Origin of the sequence: Sorangium sp. So ce448, from assembly GCF_051520915.1 — a bacterium.
In the GTDB taxonomy this organism is placed as follows: domain Bacteria; phylum Myxococcota_A; class Polyangia; order Polyangiales; family Polyangiaceae; genus Sorangium; species Sorangium cellulosum_B.
In genome coordinates this window covers 622967-644275 of record NZ_CP150343.1, presented here as the reverse complement: position 1 = coordinate 644275, position 21309 = coordinate 622967, and the positions used below count along the sequence as shown (strand labels likewise).

General features: G+C 72.9%; 14 protein-coding genes. 7 read left to right on the top strand and 7 right to left on the bottom strand.

From position 1 onward, the window contains the following. Positions 1 to 256: 256 nt before the first annotated feature. Positions 257 to 781: a hypothetical protein gene (locus WMF45_RS02420; RefSeq protein ID WP_437715353.1), complete on the bottom strand. Its 525-nt coding sequence runs from the start codon at positions 779 to 781 to the stop codon at positions 257 to 259. A 719-nt stretch (positions 782 to 1500) separates the two neighbouring features. Between WMF45_RS02420 and WMF45_RS02415 the strand changes: the two genes are divergently transcribed. Further along, on the top strand, positions 1501 to 5472 hold the full coding sequence (locus WMF45_RS02415; protein ID WP_437715352.1) for a serine/threonine-protein kinase: 3972 nt from the start codon (positions 1501 to 1503) through the stop codon (positions 5470 to 5472). Between the two features lie 1233 nt (positions 5473 to 6705). Then, positions 6706 to 7707 (top strand): squalene/phytoene synthase family protein, encoded by a 1002-nt coding sequence (locus tag WMF45_RS02410; RefSeq protein ID WP_437715351.1) that lies wholly within the window; start codon positions 6706 to 6708, stop codon positions 7705 to 7707. Here the strand turns inward: WMF45_RS02410 and WMF45_RS02405 are convergent. From WMF45_RS02405 to WMF45_RS02385, 5 genes are all read right to left on the bottom strand, one after another. Continuing rightward, a complete protein-coding gene (locus WMF45_RS02405) occupies positions 7695 to 8063 on the bottom strand; it encodes a response regulator (RefSeq protein WP_437549138.1) in 369 nt (122 codons plus the stop codon). The two genes, WMF45_RS02410 and WMF45_RS02405, sit on opposite strands and share 13 nt — an antisense overlap. After that, positions 8060 to 10204, bottom strand: a complete 2145-nt coding sequence (locus WMF45_RS02400) for a HAMP domain-containing sensor histidine kinase (RefSeq protein WP_437715350.1) — start codon at positions 10202 to 10204, stop codon at positions 8060 to 8062. Before WMF45_RS02400 ends, WMF45_RS02405 begins: the two co-directional genes overlap by 4 nt. A gap of 286 nt (positions 10205 to 10490) precedes the next feature. Continuing rightward, the gene (locus WMF45_RS02395; RefSeq protein ID WP_437715349.1) at positions 10491 to 11201 is read right to left on the bottom strand and encodes a glycosyltransferase family 2 protein; all 711 of its coding nucleotides are present in this window, start codon (positions 11199 to 11201) and stop codon (positions 10491 to 10493) included. Positions 11202 to 11296: 95 nt separating this feature from the next. After that, the gene (locus tag WMF45_RS02390; protein WP_437715348.1) at positions 11297 to 11734 is read right to left on the bottom strand and encodes a rhodanese-like domain-containing protein; all 438 of its coding nucleotides are present in this window, start codon (positions 11732 to 11734) and stop codon (positions 11297 to 11299) included. A 33-nt stretch (positions 11735 to 11767) separates the two neighbouring features. After that, entirely contained in the window at positions 11768 to 12991 is a 1224-nt protein-coding gene (locus WMF45_RS02385) for a DUF1015 domain-containing protein (RefSeq protein ID WP_437715347.1), read from the bottom strand. Between the two features lie 217 nt (positions 12992 to 13208). Here WMF45_RS02385 and WMF45_RS02380 point away from each other — a divergent pair, with 217 nt between their 5' ends. Together WMF45_RS02380 and WMF45_RS02375 are read left to right on the top strand one after the other, a co-directional pair. Further along, positions 13209 to 14867: a helix-turn-helix domain-containing protein gene (locus WMF45_RS02380; RefSeq protein WP_437549128.1), complete on the top strand. Its 1659-nt coding sequence runs from the start codon at positions 13209 to 13211 to the stop codon at positions 14865 to 14867. Continuing rightward, positions 14860 to 16380 (top strand): ArnT family glycosyltransferase, encoded by a 1521-nt coding sequence (locus tag WMF45_RS02375; protein ID WP_437715346.1) that lies wholly within the window; start codon positions 14860 to 14862, stop codon positions 16378 to 16380. The genes WMF45_RS02380 and WMF45_RS02375 overlap by 8 nt, the downstream gene beginning before the upstream one ends. 40 nt (positions 16381 to 16420) lie before the next feature. Here the strand turns inward: WMF45_RS02375 and WMF45_RS02370 are convergent, their stop codons facing one another. After that, positions 16421 to 17443: an OmpA family protein gene (locus tag WMF45_RS02370; protein WP_437715345.1), complete on the bottom strand. Its 1023-nt coding sequence runs from the start codon at positions 17441 to 17443 to the stop codon at positions 16421 to 16423. Positions 17444 to 17586: 143 nt separating this feature from the next. Between WMF45_RS02370 and WMF45_RS02365 the strand changes: the two genes are divergently transcribed. From WMF45_RS02365 to WMF45_RS02355, 3 genes are all read left to right on the top strand, one after another. Then, on the top strand, positions 17587 to 18540 hold the full coding sequence (locus tag WMF45_RS02365) for a LysM peptidoglycan-binding domain-containing protein (protein ID WP_437715344.1): 954 nt from the start codon (positions 17587 to 17589) through the stop codon (positions 18538 to 18540). Then, the gene (locus WMF45_RS02360; RefSeq protein WP_437715343.1) at positions 18537 to 19772 is read left to right on the top strand and encodes a serine/threonine-protein kinase; all 1236 of its coding nucleotides are present in this window, start codon (positions 18537 to 18539) and stop codon (positions 19770 to 19772) included. The genes WMF45_RS02365 and WMF45_RS02360 overlap by 4 nt, the downstream gene beginning before the upstream one ends. A 94-nt stretch (positions 19773 to 19866) precedes the next feature. Then, positions 19867 to 21309, top strand: coding sequence for a choice-of-anchor D domain-containing protein (locus tag WMF45_RS02355; protein ID WP_437715342.1), 1443 nt, complete (start codon positions 19867 to 19869; stop codon positions 21307 to 21309).

The window sequence follows — 21309 nt, the reverse complement described above, 5'->3', positions numbered from 1 at the left end:
GAACCTCCCCGGGCGCGCCGGCTGCGGAGCCCATCATACGCCGAGATGCCGTGGAAGGCGCGGACGAGCACGAATATCGGTAGGAATCAAAAGATCCAGGGAAACAGAGGTAGGACAATGGCACTCACGGCCGCCAAGCGGCCGTGTCGTGCCTACCGTCGATTCGTTCAGGCAGCGAGCCGTGCGTCCACGTCGAGCGCGATCATCGATGATCGATCGCCCATGATCGGTGGCCGCCCGCGCCCCGACGCCGTGTTCAGGGGCTCTCGGCGCCCTGGTCTCCGCCCGCGTCCAGGATCTGCGGGCACTTGCGCGCCACCGCATCACACTCCGGAGGAGCCGTCTCGAGCGAGCTCAGCGCCGAGTCGCACGTGAGCGCCCGGACCCGCTGCGTCTGGGCGAGCAAGCAGACCTCGTACTCGGCCACCGTGGCGGAGCAGCCTGCGCGGTGCTCGGTCGGAGGCATGCAATCCGCTGCGTGGTCGTCCTGCTCCGCGGCCGCCTCGTCGGCCGTGGAGAGGCACTCGTCCTTCACCGTGCCGCACGGCTGCCCGACGGCGGGAGACGCGACGAGGCCCAGGTACTCACAGGCATCTTCCTTGGAGAGCTTCACCCTCGCCGCGAGCGAATCGCAGGCGGATTGGACGTCATCGGCCGTCAGATCCCTGAGCTGCTTGGAGCTCACGGCGCTGTCCGTCGGGGCGGAATCTGCACCTTCGCCGCCGCACGCGGCGAGGAACAGGACGGTCAACAAGGCCCCGAGATGAGTCGAATGCTTCATTCGTTGGTTCCCTTTCTAAGTGCGGCCGCCTGCGCGGGCCGTGAGCGCACCGGGAGCAAACCGTGTACCGCGAGCTCAGCTGTGCACGATGGGATCGCACGGCGCGATCGAAGCTCGATGAAACAGGACAACGACATCGGAGATGTCGAATCCACCAAGCGGGGAAAGCAGGCGATCCCCGGCGGTCCGCTCGCCGCGAGAGACCGAGACGTCCCCGCGCGAGCGCCGCGCGGCGGGGCGCGCCTCGACATCGCCTCTCGACGTGCGGCGACGACCGCGGCGGCAGAGCGCGCCTCCGCAGAGTCCCGGGTTCACCGTGTCTCGCGCGGCGCTGGCGTCCAGAGGGCCCGCGCGCCGGCGCTCCCTCCGTGCACGCGCCGCGCGGCCGCGGGGCGCGGCGACGGCACGGCGCAGCGCGACGGCGGCGCGACGGCGGCGCAACGACTCGAGACGCGCCGCGCCTCCGCCCCGGCGCGAGCCTCGATAGCCACGCTCCGCTGCCTCATGTGTAGTCGCCTGTCGGTGCGGCAGCCCCGCCGCGCGGCGTTCGTGCGATGAGCTGGCCGGCACACAGACCTGTTGTACGGTCGGCCGCGCCGTGACATCATCGCGCGCCGTCGGGTGGATGTACTCAGCTCCAGCGTGGATGTCGGGAAACCGCTTTTGACCTACCACCTGGGGCGAATCCAGGCCCGGGCCAAGGCTGCGTCGGTCCCTCGATGATCACGACGCCGAGCTCGCAACAGGCCAGGCACCCTCCGGATGTCCCGGTGTCCATCGGGCCGTGGCGGGTGCTCGCGCCGCTCGGCCGCGGCGGGATGGGGGTCGTCTACCGCGCTCAGCACAGCGTCACGGGCGCGCTCGCCGCGCTGAAGACCGTCAGCGTGGGCGACGAGAGCCTCGTCTCCAGCATCCGTCGCGAGATCCACGCGCTCCGCGGCGTCGAGCACCCGGGCGTCGTGCGGGTGCTCGACGAGGGGGTCCAGGGCGGGATCCCGTGGTACGCGATGGAGCTGATCGAGGGGCGCACGCTCCGCGATCACAACCAGGAGCGCTGGCGCGCCCGCGGGAGCGTGAGCACCGAGCCGACCGTGAGCGTCTCCACGGCCATGAACGCGCAGGCCAGCACCGCGACGGCGGAGATCGCGCCCGCGTCGATCCTCCCGCGCTCGTGCCAGCCCTTCGCGCCGCGCCCGTTCCACCGCGCGGCGGGCGGCGCGCTCCGCCAGGCGCTGACGCTCCTCCGCGCGATCTGCCGGCCGCTCGCGTACGTCCACGGCCGGGGCCTCGTCCACCGCGATCTCAAGCCGGACAACGTGTTCATCCGCCCGGACGGCACGCCGGTGCTCTTCGACTTCGGCCTCGCTTTCCAGTTCGAGGGGCACACCGGGCGCGACGTGCTCCAGGCGGGCGGCAGGCTGATGGGCAGCCCCGACTACATGTCCCCCGAGCAGATCCGCGGCGACCTCGTCGACGCGCGCGCGGACCTCTACGCGCTCGGCTGCATGATCTACGAGGCCGTGACCGGGGGCGTCCCGTTCCTCGGCGACTCGAGCTCCGTCGTGCTGTCCATGCACCTCTACGCCGAGCCGCTCCCGGCCTCCGAGCTCGTCGCCGACGTGCCTCCCGCGCTCGACGCCCTCATCGCGCGGCTCCTGAAGAAGCGCCCCGAGGACCGGCTCGGCTACGCCGACGAGGTCGCGACCGCCCTCGCCGAGCTCGGCGCGGCCGACACGCCGCCGCACGACTGGAGCGGCGCGGCGGGCGCGCGCGGGCGCGTGCGCGTGCGCGTGCCGAACGCGCAGCCATACCTGTACCGGCCGCGCCTCGCCGGGCGCGAGGAGGCGCTGCAGCAGATCACCGCGGCGCTCGAGCGCGCCCACGAGCGGCGCCAGGGCAGCCTCGTCGTCGTCGGCGGCGAGAGCGGCGTGGGCAAGACGCGCCTCGCCGTCGAGGCGGCGCACCAGGCGGCGCTCAACCGCATGGCCGTGGTCACGGGCGCGTGCGCGGCCGTGTCCGCCGAGGTCGAGCGCGAGGGCGCGGTCAAGGCCGCGCCGCTGCACCCGTTCCGCCCGCTGCTGCTCGCGGTGGCCGACAGGTGCAACGAGCTCGGCCCCGCGGGCTACGACGCGCTGCTCGGTCCGCGCGGCAGGGTCCTCGCGCCGCACGAGCCGTCGCTCGCGCAGCTCCACGGCCACGACCGCTACCCCGAGCCGCCCGAGCTGCCGCCGGACGCGGCCCGCTACCGGCTGCGGACCGCGCTCGCCGACACGCTCGCCACGTTCGCCGCGGCGCGGCCCGTCCTGCTCGTGCTCGACGACCTCCAGTGGGCCGACGAGAACTCGCGCGCCGTCCTCGAGCACCTCGACGCCGACTACTTCGCGGCCCACCCCGTCGTCCTCCTGTGCGCGTACCGGACCGAGGAGACGTCGCCCGCGCTCTCCTCGCTCCTCGGCGCCCCGTGGGCCTCGCGGCTCGAGCTCGGGCGGCTCGACCGCGGCTCGGTCGGGCGGATGGTGCGCGACATGCTCGCCCTGGACGAGCCGCCGGAGGCGTTCGTGCAGTACCTCTTCGAGCAGTCGGAGGGGAACCCGTTCTTCATCGCCGAGTACCTCCGGGCCGCGATCCAGGAGCGGGTGATCTACCGGGACGAGGCCTACGCGTGGCGGATCCGCGCGGGCGCCGAGGGCGCCGCCGCAGAGCGGCTCGCCCGCGCCGCGCGCGGGAGCCAGCCGCCCGCGCCGCTGCCGCTGCCGGGCTCGCTGCGCGAGCTCGTGGCGCGCCGGCTGTCGGGGCTGAGCCGCGAGGCGCTCGCGCTCGCGCGGCTCGCCTCGGTGCTGGGCCGCGAGCTCGAGGAGCGCCTGCTGCTCGGCGCCGCGGGCCTCGCCGAGGTCGACGCCATGGACGCGCTCGCGGAGCTCGCCCGCCGCCACGTGCTCGAGGAGACGGAGCCGGGGCGGCTCGGCTTCGTGCACGACAAGCTGCGGGAGATCGTCTACGCGGGCATCCCCGAGCTGGAGCGGCGGGCCCTGCACGCCGCCGCCGCGCGCGCGATCGAGCAGCGCCACCGCGACGCGCCGGGCCTCGCGCTGTCGTACCCGCTCCTCGCCCACCACTATGGAATCGCCGGCGCCGTCCAGGAGACGCTGGAGTACCTCGACAAGGCGGGCGCCCAGGCCCTCGCGACGGGCGCCTCCGGCGACGCGGTGGATTTCTACAAGAGGGCGCTCGACCTCGACGGCGCACACCCGCCGGAGGAGCGCGCGCCGCCGATCCGGCGCGCGCGCTGGGAGCGGCGGCTCGGCCAGGCCCACTACAACCTCGGCGATCTGCTCGGCGCGGAGCGGCACTGCGCGGCGGCGCTGGAGCTGCTCTCCCGGGACGAGGCCGCGTGGCTCCGCGCGGGGGAGCGCGCGGCGAGCGGCCGCGCGGGCCTCGGGGAGCGCCTGCGCCGGGCGATGGCCTCGCTGAAGCAGCTCGGCCTGCAGCTCGCGCACGTCGCTGGCCTGCCGGCCCCGGTCGCGCGCGACGCGGCCGAGCGCGAGCGCCTCGCCGAGGCGTCGCTCGCGGCGGAGAAGCTGTCGGAGACCTACCTGTTCCGCAACGAGCCGACGCTCGCCTTCCTGGCCGCGCTGGCGGCGACCAACGCCGCGGCGCGGCTCGGCCCGTCGCTCGCGCTCGCGCGCGGGTACGCGACCCTGAGCGTCGCGTTCGGGTACGTCCCGTGGAAGGCCGTCGTCGACGCGTACGCCGCGCGCGCGACGGCGGTCGCCGCGGCGCTCGACGACCCGCAAGGCGTCGCGTTCGTCTCGTGCCTGCGCGGGCTGACGGCGCTCGGCGAGGGCCGGTGCCGCGACGCGCGGGCGCTGCTCACCCAGGCCGAGCGGCTGGCCGAGGCGCTGCACGACCGCCGCCGCAAGGAGGAGTGCATCACGCTGCTCGCCGGCGCGGCGTACTCCGAGGGCCGCTGGAGGGAGGCGCTCGACCTGTACGGCGCGCTGGTGGTCGCGTCGCGCGAGAGCGACAACGCGCAGGGCCACATCTGGGCGGAGAGCGGCCGCGCGCAGTGCCGGCTGCTGCTCGGCGACGGCGAGGGCGCGATCGCCATCTTCGACGCGCTGTCGGCCGAGGTGCAGCGGCTCGGCGACCGCACGCAGCAGATCACGCACGGCCAGGTCGCGCTGGGGCACCTGCTCCGCGGCGCGCAAGGCGAGGCTCGCGCGGCCGCCGAGCGGACGCTCCCCATGCTCCGCGAGGGACAGCCGGCGGGCTACCACTGCCTGTACGGGTACGCCGCGACGTGCGAGGTGCTGCTCGCGCTGCTCGAGGACGCCCCTGGCCCGGCGGAGCGGCGCGAGCTCTCACACCTCTCTGCGGAGGCGTGCCGCGCGCTCGGCCGGTACGCGCGCATCTTCCCCCTCGGCCGCTCGACCTCGCTCCGCCTGCGCGGCCTCGCCGCGTGGCTCGCCGGCGGCCACGCGCGCGCGAGGCGGCTCTGGGCCGCTGCGATCGACGACGCCCTGCAGCGCGGCCTGCCCGTCGAGGAGGCGCGCGCCCGCTTCGAGCTCGCGCGGCACCTCCCGCGCCGCGATCCGGAGCGCGATCGCCAGATCGCGCGCGCCGCAGCGGTCTTCTCCGCGCTCGATCTCCAGCACTGGCGCGACCGGGTGGTCCGGCTGCGCGAGCGCTAGGACCTCGCGCCCCGGACGAAGAACACAAAAAAAAGAGCGCCCATTCGACGGCGGGGGGGGAAGCCGTCACGGGCGCTCTGCCCTTCAGCCTTAGCAGGACACGGGCCAGGGCCCGACCTTGCTCGATTCATGGAGTTGACCCTAAGGATGCTCCTGACGTCTTTCGAACCTGAGATTCTCGATTGCAGGTCTGAACACCGCGAATGCGCGGGCACGCGGCTCGAGCTGGCGAAGCTCGGAGAGGAGAGATGCGATGTCCGGGTGCGGATAGACCTCACGCGTCCTCCGGTGTGAGCGCCCGTCGCATGATCGGTGAGGTCCGCGCTACAGGGAGCGCTCGGGTCACCGTGGCGGCGGGTGAGATCCGCCCGGAGCACCTCACCCGTGCGCCGGCGGCGCAACGGCGGCGGTGAGCCGCATCACCGCGTGAGGGGCCCGCTTCGGGGAGCGCCGCTCGATCGTCCACGTCCTCCTGCGACGGCGCGGCTCCCCAGGGCCTCTCCTGGGGTCCATCTCCTCTGTCTGGAGCGGACGCCGCTCGGGCGCGCCGTGCGCGGATGACGGCTTTGGACCGTGGTCACAACCACAGATCTGGGCCATTCACCGCAGCACGCACGGCGCGATGACAACCGCTGAATCCCCCCTCCCACGAGCGCGTCTAGCATCGCGTCCGATCGCGAATCGGAGCGTTCCCGTCGCGCCGCTCACCGAGGCAGACCGAGCAGCAGAGAGGGGCTCGCCCCCGGCGCTCACCCGCCCTCACGTGGGGCGCAGAGGCCATCCGCCAGGAACTCCGGAATAATCCATGTGCCTAGAACACGTGTTCTACCGCCGAGACGGAGCGAGAGAGGGCCGAGACGTCAGGCCATCACTGACGTTATCCGTTGGACAATGTACCTACCCAGGGTATACACCGACGATCATTGACGGCATGTTCCCAACACACCGGCAAAACACACAGGGAATCCATGCATTATCTCCGGCGCCCGTGCCCTGGACGACGAATTTCCGCGTCGACTGGGGGACGATAAGGCCTCATAAAGGAAGGCGAACAGGCGTCACCGCGCATCTCTCGGAGGATCGGAAAGTTCTACACGGTAGAGAGCCACCATCCATCACCGACGCAGGCGCCCCAAGCAAACAGGGTGGGCAACGTCCATAATCGCCAGTGACCGCGCGAAGCCAGGGCGACACACCGGCGACAAGCACGTTCAACGTGCGGCACTCGACATCGTGAAACCTACTCAAAACATCTCCTCTCGACCGCCCTATCTGCCCGCTGCCGCGCCGGCACCGGAGCGGACTCCCTACCAGCCGATCTCGGCGATCGTCGGCTCATCGCACTACCGCGCCCTGTCGGACGACGCGCTGAAAGACGAGGACAACGCCGCGTGGGTGCTCGGCCTCGCGCCCGACGTGAAGCGGGCGTGGCTCGATCGCATCCGCTGGATCCGGATCGTCGATCGCCTCGCCGAGAACGAGCGCATCGAGCCCCACGCGCGGCGGTTCCGCCGCTTCATGGTGGCGTGGAGGCGCGTCCGTTCCTGCGGCTTCGTCGATCCGTGCTGCCCCTTCGCGCGCGAGCTCACCGCCATCCACGCGCTGTGGCTCCGCCGCCCCGCGCTCGATCGTCCCGACCTGGACGAGATGCAACCGCGCTCGCTCGCCGCCTGGGACGCCTACTTGCTCGCCCTCGCCGACTACCACGCTCCCAGCCTGCTCATCCGCACCCTGAAGGAGCACGACACGATGCTGGTGCGGCTGTCAGGCCATATCTTTCAGCTGGTTCCGTTCCTGACGAAGGAGCACTGGGACGCCGCCGGGGAGTTCGGCCGGCTCGATCAGTTCTTCAACAACCTCAGGGACATGCAGGAGGACGTCGATCGCGGCATCTGCTACCTGCCCGAGGAGGAGCTCGCGCGCCACGGGGTCACGCGCGCTCAGGTGATCTCCGGACGGTGCGTCGACACGCCCGGATACCAGGCGCTGATGCGGTACTGGCTCGACGAGGTCATGCCATCGCTCTACGCGCGGGCGGCGCCGTTCATCGAGGCGCGCGGCCTCCACCCCTCGCTCCAGATCATGAGGGAGTGGAGCCTGCGCCGTTATGCCCGCATCACACGCGTGTTCCGCGCGACCGGCTTCGATCACCGCCGGTTCCCCGCGCGGTACTGGGCCGAGGTGCGGCGCGACCTCGCCGAGCGGCGGCAGCTCCTCCGCGCTCACCCCGTGTAACGCCTCACCGTCGAGAGGAGCGCGTCCGGATCGAACGGCTTGCCGAGCCACGCGTCCGCGCCGACCTCGGCCGCCCGCCGGTGCGCGTCCGCCGCGGCGGTGAGCACGACGATGGGCGCCTGACGCCCGTGCCGGACCTCGAGCTCGCGCGCGAACTCCGGGCCGTTCATCACCGGCATCTTCATGTCGAGCAGGATGAGATCCGGCAGGTCGTGCTCCAGCTTGGCCAGCGCCTCGCGACCGTTGCACGCGATCTTGACCCGGTAGCCGTCCTCCTGGAGCACGAGGGAGACGAGCGCCACGAGATCCGCGTCGTCCTCCACGAGGAGCACCGTCTTTGCGTGTCTGTCGCTCATCGTCGATCGGCCGCGGGGGCCTCGCTGCTGAGTGGAAGGGTGAAATAAAACGTGCTGCCGCTGTCCTCCTCGCTCTCGAACCAGATACGGCCGCCATGACGGGTGATCATGTCCTTCGCAAGGAACAGCCCTATCCCCATGCCTCCGTAGTCGTGTCGGGTGTCCGTGTGCGCGCGGAAGAAGCGCTCGAAGATGCGCTCCTGCCTGTGGGCGGGGATGCCGACGCCCTGGTCGCGCACGGACACGACCGCCTCGAAGCGCGGCGCCGCGCCGTGCCGCTGCGAGAAGAGCGCTGCGTCGCAGGAGGACGGCGGCGACGACGCCGGCGCGCGCTCGGCGACGGCGACGCGCACGTCGACGTCGCCGCCGTCGGGCGAGTACTTCACCGCGTTGTCGAGGAGGCTCGCGAGCACCTGGCGCAGCCGCTCCGGATCGGCGCGCACGACGGGCGGCCGCTCGGCGTCGAGCGACAGCCGCACCCGGTGGCGGCTCGCCGACTTCGCGACGCGATCGACCGACTCCTGCACGAGCTCCTTCAGGTCGACGTCCTCCTCGGAGACCTGGAGCACGTCGAGCGTGACCTGCGAGATGGCCAGGAGATCGTCGACGATGCGGTTGATCCTGTCCGCGCCGCGGTCGATGGCCTCCAGCATCTTGCGGCGCGGCGCCGGCAGATCGTTCGTGTTGCGCAGGAGCGCGAGCGCGTATCCCTTCATGATCGCGACCGGCGTCTTGAGCTCGTGCGCGCCGACCCGGATGAACTGATCTTTGACGAGATCGAGCTCCATGAGCTCCGTCACGTCGCGGGCGACCGCGACCGCGCCGAGGACCGCCCCGCCCTCGCTGCGGATCGGCGCCGCGCTGGTCCGCAGGAAGACGTCGCGCCCCGCGCGGCCGTCCGCGAGCACCTGCTCTTCCTGCACGATGGTCTCGCCGGCGAGCGCCCGCACCATGGGCAGCTCGTCGCGCGTGAAGGCGCGGCCGTCGCTGTGGCGCACCCGGCCGAGGTCCATCACCTCCTCGATCATCCGGCCGGCCTGCTCCGAGCGGCCCGAGAGGCCGAGCAGCCTGAGCCCCGAGGCGTTGATCATCGTCAGCCGGCCCTGGCGGTCGCACGCGAACACCCCCTCGACGAGGTTGTCCAGCACGGCCCCGAGCTGCGCCGCGCGCTGCGCCGCGTCCTGCAGCAGGCGCTCGCGCTCCGCCAGGTAGCTCCGCGTGCGCCGGGACGACTCCTCCAGGCGATCGACCATCGCGTTGACGCCGCCCGCCAGCGCGCCGATCTCGTCCTTGAAATAGACCGGGATCCGCTCCAGCCGGTCGACCTCGCCGCGCTGGACGATCTTCTGGATGACCGCGGCGACCTGCTGGAGCGGGCCCGCGAGGGCGCCGGCGAGGAAGCCCGCGCAGACGGGCGCCCAGGTGACCGCGACCATCGAGAAGATCGCCAGGGTGAGCTTCAGGCCGGGCTTGGCCGGCCCCGCCGTCTCGCCGAGCACCATCGCCGCCATCCAGCTCGTCGGCGCGATGGCGAGGCAGGCGCCGAGGATCACGAGGCGGACGGCGAGCGAGTACCCCTTGCCGGGCATGGAGAGGCCGCGCTCGCGCGCGATGAGCGAGATCACGCCGGCGGCGGGGGCGAGCAGGCGGCCGAGGATGCTGTAGGCGAGCGGCAGCGCGGCCGCGAACAGGGCCAGCGCGAACAGGGCCAGCGCGACGCCGCGCTGGACGCCGAGCGGGCTCTGGTCCGGCGCGATGAAGTAGAGCGCCATCGTGACCGGCAGGTACAGGAGCCCCCACGACACGGCCCAGACCGTCGCGAACGCGAGCGGGGTGTCGTAGGCGGCGTTCGCCGCGGCGAGCACGACCTCCTCCGGGGGCGCCGCGCCGCCGCTGCTCGTGTCCTCGACGCCCGCGCCGCTCTGGAGGCGATGGGCCACGGCGTACTGCCGCAGGCGCTCGATCGGGCGCAGCATGTGGACGAGCAGCGCGACAAGCCCCCCCGTCTTGACGAGGTACATGAGCCCGATCAGCCCGAGCAGCCGCGCCTGGACCGCCGAGTCCACGACGCCGAGGAGGCGCAGGTGAGCGACCGGGACAAGCAGGCTGTACGGCAGCTCGATGCCGAACGCATAGGCCACGACCCGAGGCGTGAACGACAGAGTCCGCGACCTCCCCGGATTCCATATTCTAGCCCAGGCGGCTCGGCTGATGGCCACGTCCGTCACCCCCCTTGTTGAAGCATGGCTGCGGGGTTCGCGCCTCTGGAGCCCCTACGCGCCAAGTTGATGAGTCAGGTCGCCAGGCAGCTTTGCTATGAAAACCAATGAGCGAGTTGTCGACCGTTTTGCGCAGCGGCTCGTGTCGATTCGATCGACTCCCACTCACACGTTCCGTCCGCGCGCGGGAGTTCTGCGATTTTCCTGATCAGCTCAGGGACTGCCTTATGGCGTTCCTGGCGATCAGGAAAAGGATGGTGAACACGTGGCGCGCGCGCAGGCCGCTCGCCTCACCGCGGTAGACGGGACGCACGCTGACCTCGCGGACGCGGAGCCGGCGAGCCGCGAGGGCGGCGAGCAAGTCGTTCGGATAGCCGTAACGGGGCCAGAGGCCGTCGAGGTCGAGCGCGTCGATCGCGCGGGCCGAGATGGCGGTGTACCCGCACTGGCTGTCGGAGAGGGCGTCGAGCCCCGCCGCACGGCGGGTGAGCGCGGCGAGCGCCGCCGTCGCGGCGAGCCGCTGGAGAGGCATGACGCGCCACACGTCGGGGTGGCGCAGCCGATCGCCCTTCACGTAATCGGCTTCGCCCGAGGCGATCGGGGCGACGACGCGCGGGAGATCGCGCGGATCCATCTGCCCGTCGCCGGCCATGACCGCGACGGCGGAGGCGCCGAGCGCGCGAGCGCGCCGGTAGCCAGCGACGATCGCCGCGCCGACGCCGCGGCACTCCGGGTGGACGAGCACCTCGAGGCGCTCGTCCCCGACCGCGCGCGCCATCTCGGCCGTGCCGTCTCGACTGGCATCGTCCACGACGATCACGTGGTCGACAAAGGCGGGGACCGACGCCGCCGCCTCGGAGATCCATCGCGCCTCGTCCCGCGCGGGGATGACCACTGCGACGCGCGCACCGTGGAGCACGCGGATTCCTAGCGGAGCGAGCGGCCTCCGGCAACGCGATCGAGGCCGCGACGGCACGCTCGGCGCCGCGCCGCGAGCCGTGCGCGCCGGACGTATTACCTGCCAGCGCTCTTGCGGAGCTCGGCGTAGGAGCCGCCTGACGTGGCCGTCTCGACGGGCAGTCCGGCCGGCCCCCACCCCGGCTCGGTGATCGCTCCGAACGCGTCGCGCGGCCCCTCGAAGCCGGCGCGTTGCTCGATGACGGCCGTGTAGCCGGCCGACACCATGGCCTCGGCCGCGCGCATCGAGCGCTGTCCGGACTTGCAGCCCACGATGATCTTCGCGTCCGTGGGATACAGGGCGCGGACCACATCGAGGAAGTCGGGGTTCTGCTTCATGCCGCCGGCGCCGGCGTGCATGAGCGGCACGTTGTGCGCGCCGCTCGGGTGCCCGGCCGCATATTCGGGCTCGCTCCGGACGTCGAGGTAGAGATACCCCTCCTCGTCGATGAGCTTCTTGGCCTGCTGGGGGGATACACGCTTGATGTCCGCCATGGGGCGCAGTCTACCCCCGGCGCGGCGCGCTCGTCAGAACGTATGAATGAAGAGCCCGCTGCGGAGCTTCGGCTCGAACCACGTGCTCTTGGGCGGCATGAGCAGCCCTGCGTCGCTCACCGCGAAGAGCTCGTCGATCTGCGTGGGATGGAGGTGGATCGCCATCGTGAACGCGCCCGAGTCGACGCGTCGCTCGAGCTCGGCGACGCCGCGGATGCCGCCGACGAAATCGACGTGCTTGTCGCGGCGAGGATCGCTGACGCCGAAGATCGGGCCGAGGATCTGGTCCTGGCAGATGGAGCAGTCGAGCGAGGCCACCGGGTCCTTCGCGTCGAACGACCCCGGGCGGACCCTGGCGGTGTACCAGCGGCCGCCGAGGTAGAGCCCGAAGGTCCGCGGCTCGGCCGGGGTGGCGGCCGCGCCGTCCGTCGCCGGCGCGACGTCGAGCCGCTCGCCGAGGGCCGCGAGCAGCGCCTCCGCGCTGCGGCCGGCGAGGTCCCGCACGACGCGGTTGTACGGCATGATGTTCATCTGGTCGTGCGGGAAGACCACGGCCAGGAAGACGTCGTGCTCGCCGCCGTCGCCGCGCAGCTTCCTGTGGACGCGCGCCGCCGCGGCGCTGCGGTGGTGGCCATCGGCGACGTAGAGCGTCGGGATCGCCTGGAAGCGCTCCTCGAGGTCGGCGGTCGCCGCGCGGCCGAGGACCCAGAGCTTGTGCTCGACGCCGTCGGCGGTCGTGAAATCGTAGATGGGCGGCGACCGCAAGGCCTCCGCGACGGCGTGGTCGATGCCCGCGTCGGCGCGGTACGTGAGGAACACCGGCTCGTCGTGGGCGCCGAGCTCCTCGATGTGGCGGGTGCGGTCGTCCTCCTTGTCGGGGCGCGTCTTCTCGTGCTTCTTGATGACGTCCTGCTCGTACTCGGCGACCGCGGCGCAGCCGACGACGCCGATCTGCCGGTGATCACCCATCCTCTGGGCGTAGAGGTAGAGGTGCGGCTCCGGGTCCTGCGCGAGGTCGCCGCTCGCGATGAGATCGGCGAGGTTCTGCGCGCCGCGGGCGTAGACGGCGTCGTCGTGCTCGTCCGTCCCCTCGGGCAGGTCGATCTCGGGGCGGGAGACGCGGAGGAAGCTGTGCAGGCCTCCCGCCGCGAGGACGCGCGCCTCGGCGGTCGAGATGACGTCGTACGGCGGGCTCGCGACGCGAGCCGCCTGGGCCTGGGGGGGTCGGTAAGCGCGGAAAGGTCGGACGGTAGCCACGCGGAGCGACTAGCCCAGCGGCCTGGGCGCGTCGAGGCGGCTCGCGCGGCGGGAGCCGCGGCGGCGGGGCGGGCAAACCGGCGCGGAGCCCCGGCGACGGCGGCGCTCATGGCCGCGCGCGGCGCGTGCTAGGAGGGACTCGCGCCGCGAGCCGCTCGCATCCGCTCGCCGACGCACCATCCCGCCCGCGCAGCCGCGCGCCGCACGAAGAGGAACCTTGTCCAGCTCCGGTGAGTCCTACCCTCCGCCGCGCTATTCGACCCTCCCGCCCGGCTCGGCGGACGACGATCTCCCCCTGCCGGGCGAGATCACCTCGTTCTCCAGCTCGCGATCCCGCCGCGTGATCGCCGTGGGGGGCGGCCGCGGGGGCGTCGGCAAGGCGACGCTCGCGGTCAACCTGGGGGTGTACTTCGCGCAGCTCGGGCGCGACGTGATCATCATCGACACCGACGCTTACAGCCCGGGGCTGCACGCCGCGCTGGGGATCGAGGCGCCGCCGCTCGTCACGCGCGAGGACATCGAGGAGGGCAAGGCCGAGCCGATCGCGACAACGGTGCCCGGGCTCCGGCTCGTCCCGACCGCGTACGACCCGATGACGGCCACGCCGCACCGGCCGAGCCGCGCCGCCTACTGGATGAAGATGATCCAGGAGCTCGACGTCGATTACGTGATCGTCAGCCTCGGCGCGGCGACCGGCTCCTCGACGCTCGACCTCTTCCTGCACGCCGACGTCGGCATCTGCGCCACCACGCCCGAGCCGCTCGCGGTCGAGCACTCCTACCGCTTCTGCCGCGCGCTCTACCAGCGCACCTTGCGCCGGGCGCTCATGAAGGAGCGCTTCAAGATCCGGCTCGTGGAGAAGGTGGCCGCGTCGCTCCCGGCGCTCGCGACGCCGCGCGACTTCATCATGGAGGTGAAGCGGTTCGACGAGGGGGTCGCGTCGCTCGCGGCCGCGCAGCTGCCGCGGGTGAAGCCGCACCTCGTGGTCAGCCAGACCCGGCACCGCTCCGACCTGGAGCTCGGCCCCGCGATGAGCGCCGTCTCGGAGCGCTTCCTCGGCATTTCCCTCGACTACCTCGGCCACATCGAGCACGACGACGCCGTGTGGCTGACCGCGCGCCGGCGCCAGCCGCTCCTCATCGACAGCCCGACGTCGAAGAGCGCGCGCAACCTCGAGCGCGTGGCGCGGCGCATCCTCGCGCTGCTCGCCGCGCGCGACTCCCGCCCGGCCGAGGCGCACGCCCGCGCCCTCGCCGCCGCCTCGAAGAGCGCCGCGCCGCCGACGCTCTACGAGGCGCTCGGCCTCGCGCGGACCGCCGCCGACGACGAGATCCGGCGCGCCTACAAGCGCCAGCGCGACACCTACCGGGAGGGGAGCCTGCCCGTGGTCAGCGTGCTGAGCCCCGCGGTGCTCCAGAAGGAGCAGGCGCGCATCGAGGAGGCGCACGACACCCTCCTCGATCCGGTGCGCCGCCGCGCGTACGATCTCTCGACCTACCCGGACGATCCGCGCACGCAGCTCGGCCCGGTGCGCGCCGAGAACGCCGCCGCCGTGGCCGAGCTGGCCATGCTCCAGGCCGAGCTCGCGCGCGAGATCAACGCCGAGACGCAGTTCAGCGGCGCGCTGCTCCGCAAGGTGCGCGAGTCGCAGGGGGTCGAGCTCACCGACATCTCGCAGCGCACCAAGATCTCGCTGGCGCACCTCCAGGCGATCGAGAACGAGGCGATAGGCGACCTGCCCGCGACCGTCTACGTACAGGGATTCGTTCAGGAAATTGCCAAGTACCTGCGGCTCGATCCGGCGCAGGTGGCGAAGACCTACATGCGTCGCCTGCGCGAGATCTCTGCCGGCTCGCGCGCCAAGCCGCATGGCTGAGGCGTCGCGCGGAAGCGACGGGGCGGCGCGGAGCGGGCGCGGCGCGAACGGCACGTCAGAACGCGCGGGCGGGGATCTCGCGTTCTCGGCGCTCGCGTTCGCGCTCGCGCTGCTGCCGCGGCTCTACGTGGCGATCGCGTGGGCGCGCGAGCCCGTGTGGGACGGCCATTACTACGATTTCGGCGCGCGCCGCATCGCCGCCGGGCTCGGCTACTCGGACGATCTCATCGTCGGGGGCCAGGCGGTATGGCACCCGTGGTGCCATTACCCGGTCGGCTACAGCGGGTTCCTCGCCCTCGTCTACCGGCTGTTCGGCGCCGGGCCGCACGCGGCGACCGTCGCGAACGCGGTGACCGGCGCGCTGCTCGTCGTCGTGGTCCACCGCCTCGCCCGGCACGCGACAACGCCGGCGCGCGCCCGCGTGGCGGCGCTCCTCGCGGCGCTCTCGCCGGGGCTCATCGTCTATGCGGCGCTCCTCATGACGGAGCCGCTCGCGGCGCTCGGCCTGGTGACGGCGCCCTGGCTGCTCGCGCGCGACGCCGCGCGCGGTCGCCCGGCCCGCGGCGCGATCCTCGCGGGCGTGGCGCTCGGGCTCTCGGCGCTGGTGCGGCCCCAGAGCCTGCTCTGCGCGCCGGCCCTGGCGCTGCTGGCCATGCGCGGCCCGGAGGCGTCCGCGTCCGGAGGCACGGCGGCGACAGCGTCTGGACGGGCGGCCGCGTGGAAACGCGGCGCGCTCGCGGCGGCGCTCTCGGCCGCGACGGCCCTCGCCGTGGTGGCGCCGTGGACGATCCGCAACTGCCGCGTGATGGACGGCTGCGCGCTCGTCTCGACGAACGGCGGCTGGAACCTCGCCATCGGCGCGTTCCCGCGCGCGACGGGCCGCTTCGAGACGCTGCGCGCGGGCGACGGCTGCCCGATCGCGCGCGGCCAGGTGGCGCAGGACCGCTGCTGGATGGCCGCGGGGCTTCAGTGGATCAAGGATGATCCAGGTCGCTGGTTGGCCCTGATCCCGAGGAAGCTGGGCTTCACCTTCGATCACGAGTCGTTCCCGATCGGCTATCTCGGCGAGGCGAACCCTGCGGCGTGGCCCGAGGAGCGGCGCGCGGCGGGGCGCCGGGTGCTCACGGCGTCGCACCTCGGCCTGCTGTCCGCCGCGGCGCTCGGGGTCGTGGCGATGCCGCGGCGGGCGCCGCGGCGGGAGCTCGTCGCGCAGCTCCTCGCGCTCGCGGCGGTGCTCGGGCTCGTCGCGTGGGGGGTGCTCGGCGACACGCACGCGTTCTGGCCGCTCGCGGCGGCGATCCCGCTGATGGCCGCGCTGCCGCTGCCGGGCCGGCCCACGAACGGGGGCGTCGTCGGCTACCTCGCGTTCGTGGTCGCGTCGGTGGCGCTGACGCACGCCGTGTTCTTCGGCGAGGACCGGTATCACATGGTCGTGACGCCGGCCCTGTGCATCCTCGCGGCGTGCGCGCTGCGGCGAGAGGAGGCGGCCGGGGAGCCGGCGGGCGATCGATGACGTGACGCAGGCGGCGCCCGGAGGCGCTGCAGGCGAGCCGTCAGGGCTTTGGCGCCGCCACGCTCGGGCCGCCTGCTTTCTCCTTCTCCAGCGCTTCCTGGTCCATCACCAGGCCGATCTCGATCCGGCGGTTCTTCGCCCGCCCCTCCGCCGTGACGTTCGTCGCCGCTGGCGCGAACTCCCCGTATCCAGCCGCGGACAGGCTCCCGGGCGCCATGCCCTCCGCGATCAGCGCCTGGACCACCGCCACCGCGCGGGCCGACGAGAGCTCCCAGCTCGACGGGAAGCGCGCGCCCTTCACCTTCTTGCTCTTCGCGTCGCCGCCGTCGTCGGTGTGCCCGGCGACCTGGAACCTGTGCTCCGGCATCGTCCGGAGCACCGCGGCGATCTCGGCCAGCACCGCGCGCCCCTCGCGCTGGATTTCGGTTTTCCCCGCGGCGAAGAGCGCGTCGCTCGGCACCTCGATCACGAGCTGCCCGGCGCGGAGCCCGACACGGACCTTCCCCGCGAAGGCCGCGCCCTTCAGCCGCTCCACGGCGTCGCGGATCCCGGCCGACCGCGCCTCCGCCGCCGCCTGCTTCCGGCGCAGATCGTCGAGCTTGGCCCGCGTCTCCGCGAGCTCCGCCGACAGGCTGCCCCGCTCGCCGGCGAGCTGCCCCACGCTCTGCCCGGCGCTCCGGAGTCGCGCCGACAGCTCCTCGTTCATGGCGATGAGCTCGTCGAGCCGCCGCGCGATCCCCGCCTCGGCCGTCGTCGCCTCGGACAGCCTGAGATCGCGCGCCCGGAGGTCGTCCGAGAGGCGCGCCAGCTCCTCCTCGATGGCGGCGATTTGCGCGGACCGCTGTGTGGCCTCGGCGCGGGCGCTCTGGGCCTCGGCCCGCGCCTTCTCACCCGCGTCGCGCTCTCTCCGGATCTCCGCGCGCGCCTCGTCGTACAGCCCCTGCCGGACGAGGCAGCCCGGCGTCGCCAGCCCGAGCAGGCCGGCCGTGAGGAGCCGCGCCGCCGCAGGCGAGCGCCGCGAGAGCCACGTCGGGATCCTGCCGGACGTCGTCGTGTCTTTCATGCGTCGCGCGCACTCTGGCACGAAACCCTGGGCGCGACGAAATCGTGGCAAACGTTCCCCGCGCGCCGCCGCGCGAGCCGTCCCACGGCGCGCCATCCCCTGGTACCCTCGGCGGCGTGATGCCTCGGCGAGCTTGGTTTTCCGTGGGCGCCCTCGCGGCGACGACGCTGGTCGGCAGCGCCGCGGCGGCGTTCCCGCACGTCGTCCGCGAGGGCGAGACGCTCGCGCAGATCGCGGAGCGCACCTACGGGCGCGTGCAGATGGAGCAGGTGCTCGTCGCCGCCAACGCGCTCGACGCGGGCGCCGGCGTGCCGATCATGCCCGGCCTGCGGCTGGAGGTGCCCGCGCTGGGCCACCACCGCGTCACCGCGGGCGAGACCTGGGCGATCCTCGCCGAGCGGCTGCTCGGCACCGCCGACCGGAGCGACGTCCTCGCGCTCTCGAACGACACGTGGCCCTGGCTCGAGCCGACCGACGGGCAGGAGATCATCGTGCCGTACAACCTGCGGTACGTCGTCGGCCAGCACGACACCCTGCTCACCATCGCCTATCGCTTCCTGGGCAAGCGGGACCACGCGTGGATGCTCGACAAGTACAACCACCTCAAGCAGGACCCGCTGCGCCGCGGCATGGTGATCCTCGTCCCGCTCACGGATCTGCCGCTCACGGCCCAGGGCAAGGCCGAGGCCGCGAGCTCCGGCGCGCTTGTGCGCTCCGAGGGGGCCGGCCGCGCGCGCGACGCCCAGCGCCGGGTCGACGCCGAGCTGCCGCAGCTCGCCGGCGACGTGCGGAGCGGCCGCTACATCGACGCCGTGGCGCGGGCGAGCCGCCTGCTCGGCTACGGCGATCTCGCCCGGGTGCAGATCGCCACGGTGCAGCGGCACCTGCTCGAGGCCTACGTCGCGCTCGACGCCACAGGGCTCGCCGAGACGGCGTGCGCCGCGTGGCGCGAGGCCGACCCCGCCGCGCGGCTCGATCCCATCGAGCTCAGCCCGAAGATCGTGCGCGCCTGCACCTCGTCGACGGAGCTGCACCTCAGGGCGCCTTCGCCGGACCCCGCGCCGCCGATCCCGGCGGACGCGGGCGGTGGGCGGTGACCTCGCAGCAGCCCGCGCCCGATCGCCTGCCCGCCGGGCACGGCGTCGCGTCGCGGTACACCGTCGAGTCCGTCATCGGCGAGGGGGCCTCCGGCGTCGTCTACCGCGCCACCCGCGACGAGGACGGCCAGCCCGTCGCGCTGAAGGTGATCCACAGGCACCTCTCGGGCACGCCCCAGATCTTCAGGCGCTATCACCGGGAGGCCGCCATCCTGGAGCGCGTCGAGGGCCCGGACGTCGTCCGGATGCTCGACTTCGTCGAGGAGGGCGGGCTCCTCGTGATCGCGCTGGAGCACATCGACGGCAGCTCGCTCGAGGAGCTCCTGCGGGACCACGCGCCGATCGAGATCGACCTGGCGATCGAGATCGCCCTGCAGATCTGCGCCGCGCTGGAGACCGCGCACGCGGCGGGCGTGGTGCACCGCGATCTCAAGCCGGCCAACGTGCTCATCGAGCGCCCGGACGGGCGCGCGGGCGCCTCGCCGTCGCCCTTCGCGGGCCGCGTCCGCGTGGTCGATTTCGGGCTCGCGAAGGTGGTGCACGGCGAGCAGCAGACGACCGGGCTCACCGAGAAGGACATGATCTTCGGGACGCCGGAGTACATGGCGCCGGAGCAGGTGCGCGGGGAGGACGTCGACCCGCGCAGCGACATCTACGCGCTCGGCTGCATTCTCTACGAGATGGCGGTCGGCGCCGTGCCGTTCAGCAAGCGGACGCCCATCGCCGTGATGACGGCGCAGATCGCCGAGCAGCCGCTGCCGCCGCGCGCCAGCGACCGCTCCGGGCTCATCTCGGCCGGCCTGGAAGCCGTCATCCTGAGGGCCCTCGCCAAGAGCCCTTCCGAGCGGCACCCGAGCGCCAGGGCATTCGCCGACGCCCTGCGCGCCTGCCGCGAAGAACGGCGCGTCGTGCACCACACCCCCGCGAGCCTCGCGGACGCCGTCTCGATCACCGATCTCGCGCTCGAGCGGACCGGCCTGGATTACGCCGCGCCCCTCCAGGACGGTGCTTCCGCCTCGGGCATCGGCCACGTCGGCCATCCGGTCACGCGTCCGGAGAGCGCGGCGCGCAAGGCGCTGCCCGAACGCGCGGCCGCGGTGGTCAGCGAGACGCCCGCAATCCCTGCTCCGACGGCGGGCGGCGCCTCGCGTGAGCTCATCCTCTGGACCGTGGTGGCCATTCTCTGCGCGGCCGCGGGCATCGTGGTCGGCACGCTGTTCGGGGCGCGCTAGGACGCGCTGGAACGCAGCTGGGACGCGCCTGGCGCGCCGCCATCGGGGGGCTGCGGCTATGGCGTCGAGCGCGAGGATCGTGGTAATCGTTCTCATGCGTTCCTTGCTGTCCGGCGGCGCTGCCCTCGCGGCCTTCCGCTCTGCTCGGCCCCGGCGGCGGCACGCTCTCCCCTGCGTCGCCGCCGCGCTCGCCCTCTTCGCCCCCGCGGTCGCTTCGGCCTACGACTCGCTCGCCGTGCCGTGCGCGGACGACCCGCTCCAGTGCGCGCGGGGACCGCTCACGTTTCAGCGCAAAGTCGCCATCCCGCTCGAGCTCGACTTCGATACAGGCTGGGTCCCGCCGGGCTCACCGCTCCAGGTCAGCCTCGGGGCGGCGGTCTACGCCGACACCCAGGTCTCGTTGAGCGGAGCGCTCGAGGCGTCGTGGCCAGAGGCGCTCGCGCTCAAGGCGCCAGGCGCCCCGGACGGAGGCGCGTTCAGCTGCGATGTCGGACTCGATGTCAGCGCACAGGGACGCATCAGCATTTCCGTCCTGGGCCAGGACGTCGACTGGACGGGTGATATCCCCTATGTGCCCCAGATCGATTTCCAGGTGCACGCCCGAGAGCAGTTCGACGCCTGGGGCTGGGAGCCGGGCATCACGCTGGAGAGCTCCACCGCGCTGCAGCGCGTTGCTTCCGTATCGCTCGGCGACCTCATCGGCGGCTCGATCCCCGGAATCGACGGGAGCTTCGAGCTCGACATCGCGATGGACGTCGCGGCCCGCTACACGACCCATCGCGTGGCCATCGAGACGCTCGATCAGGCGACGGTGAGCGGAGGCGACATCACCCTCGAGAGCGGAGCCTCCTCCGTGGACTACCTGGGGGGCCCGTCGGTCGAGCTCAACGTTCGTCCGGAGGGCTCGGTGCGGTACGACGGCACGCTCCACCTGGTCCCCGCGTTCGGCGTCAGCCTGCTGGGCCGCTCGTGGTCGATCCCGCTCGCCGACATCCAGCTCGCCTTCCCGCACACCGAGCACGAATGGGTCTTCGAGAGCGAGCGCGTCCATGTGCCGCTCCCGGACCTCGCGCTGGACAAGCAGGAGATCGATTTCGGCGCCGTGGGTGTGGGGCAGGCCAACGTGGAGCTCGTCCGGCTGTCGAACACGGGGGAGGCGCTGCTCGACGCCGTCGTGACGACCGACGACCCGGAGAGCTTCGAGCTCGCGGACGCGGCGCTCGGGATCGACCCGGAGACGGAGGTCGACTTCGCGATCCGCTTCGCGCCGAAGGCGAGCGGCGAGTTCGCGGCGACCGTCCTCGTCGAGTCCAACGACCCCGACGGGCCCGTGCAGAGGATCGCGGTGCGAGGGATCGGCGTCGGCGATCCGGAGGCCCCGCCAGGCGGCGAGCTCGCGGAGGAGGACGGCGGCTGCGCCTGCCGCGCGGCCGGGGGCGCGCCGCGCGGGAGCGCCGGCGGCCGGGCGTGGGCGGTCGCCGGCCTGTCGCTCGCCGCGCTCGCGGGCGGCCTCAGGCGCCGGCGGCGCGCGGCCTGA

Excerpts from the sequence above, each read along its gene's own strand:
- WMF45_RS02420 (WP_437715353.1), bottom strand. The coding sequence starts at position 781 with ATGAAGCATTCGACTCATCTCGGGGCCTTGTTGACCGTCCTGTTCCTC.
- WMF45_RS02415 (WP_437715352.1), top strand. The coding sequence starts at position 1,501 with ATGATCACGACGCCGAGCTCGCAACAGGCCAGGCACCCTCCGGATGTC.
- WMF45_RS02405 (WP_437549138.1), bottom strand. The coding sequence starts at position 8,063 with ATGAGCGACAGACACGCAAAGACGGTGCTCCTCGTGGAGGACGACGCG.
- WMF45_RS02390 (WP_437715348.1), bottom strand. The coding sequence starts at position 11,734 with ATGGCGGACATCAAGCGTGTATCCCCCCAGCAGGCCAAGAAGCTCATC.
- WMF45_RS02375 (WP_437715346.1), top strand. The coding sequence starts at position 14,860 with ATGGCTGAGGCGTCGCGCGGAAGCGACGGGGCGGCGCGGAGCGGGCGC.
- WMF45_RS02370 (WP_437715345.1), bottom strand. The coding sequence starts at position 17,443 with ATGAAAGACACGACGACGTCCGGCAGGATCCCGACGTGGCTCTCGCGG.
- WMF45_RS02355 (WP_437715342.1), top strand. The coding sequence starts at position 19,867 with ATGCGTTCCTTGCTGTCCGGCGGCGCTGCCCTCGCGGCCTTCCGCTCT.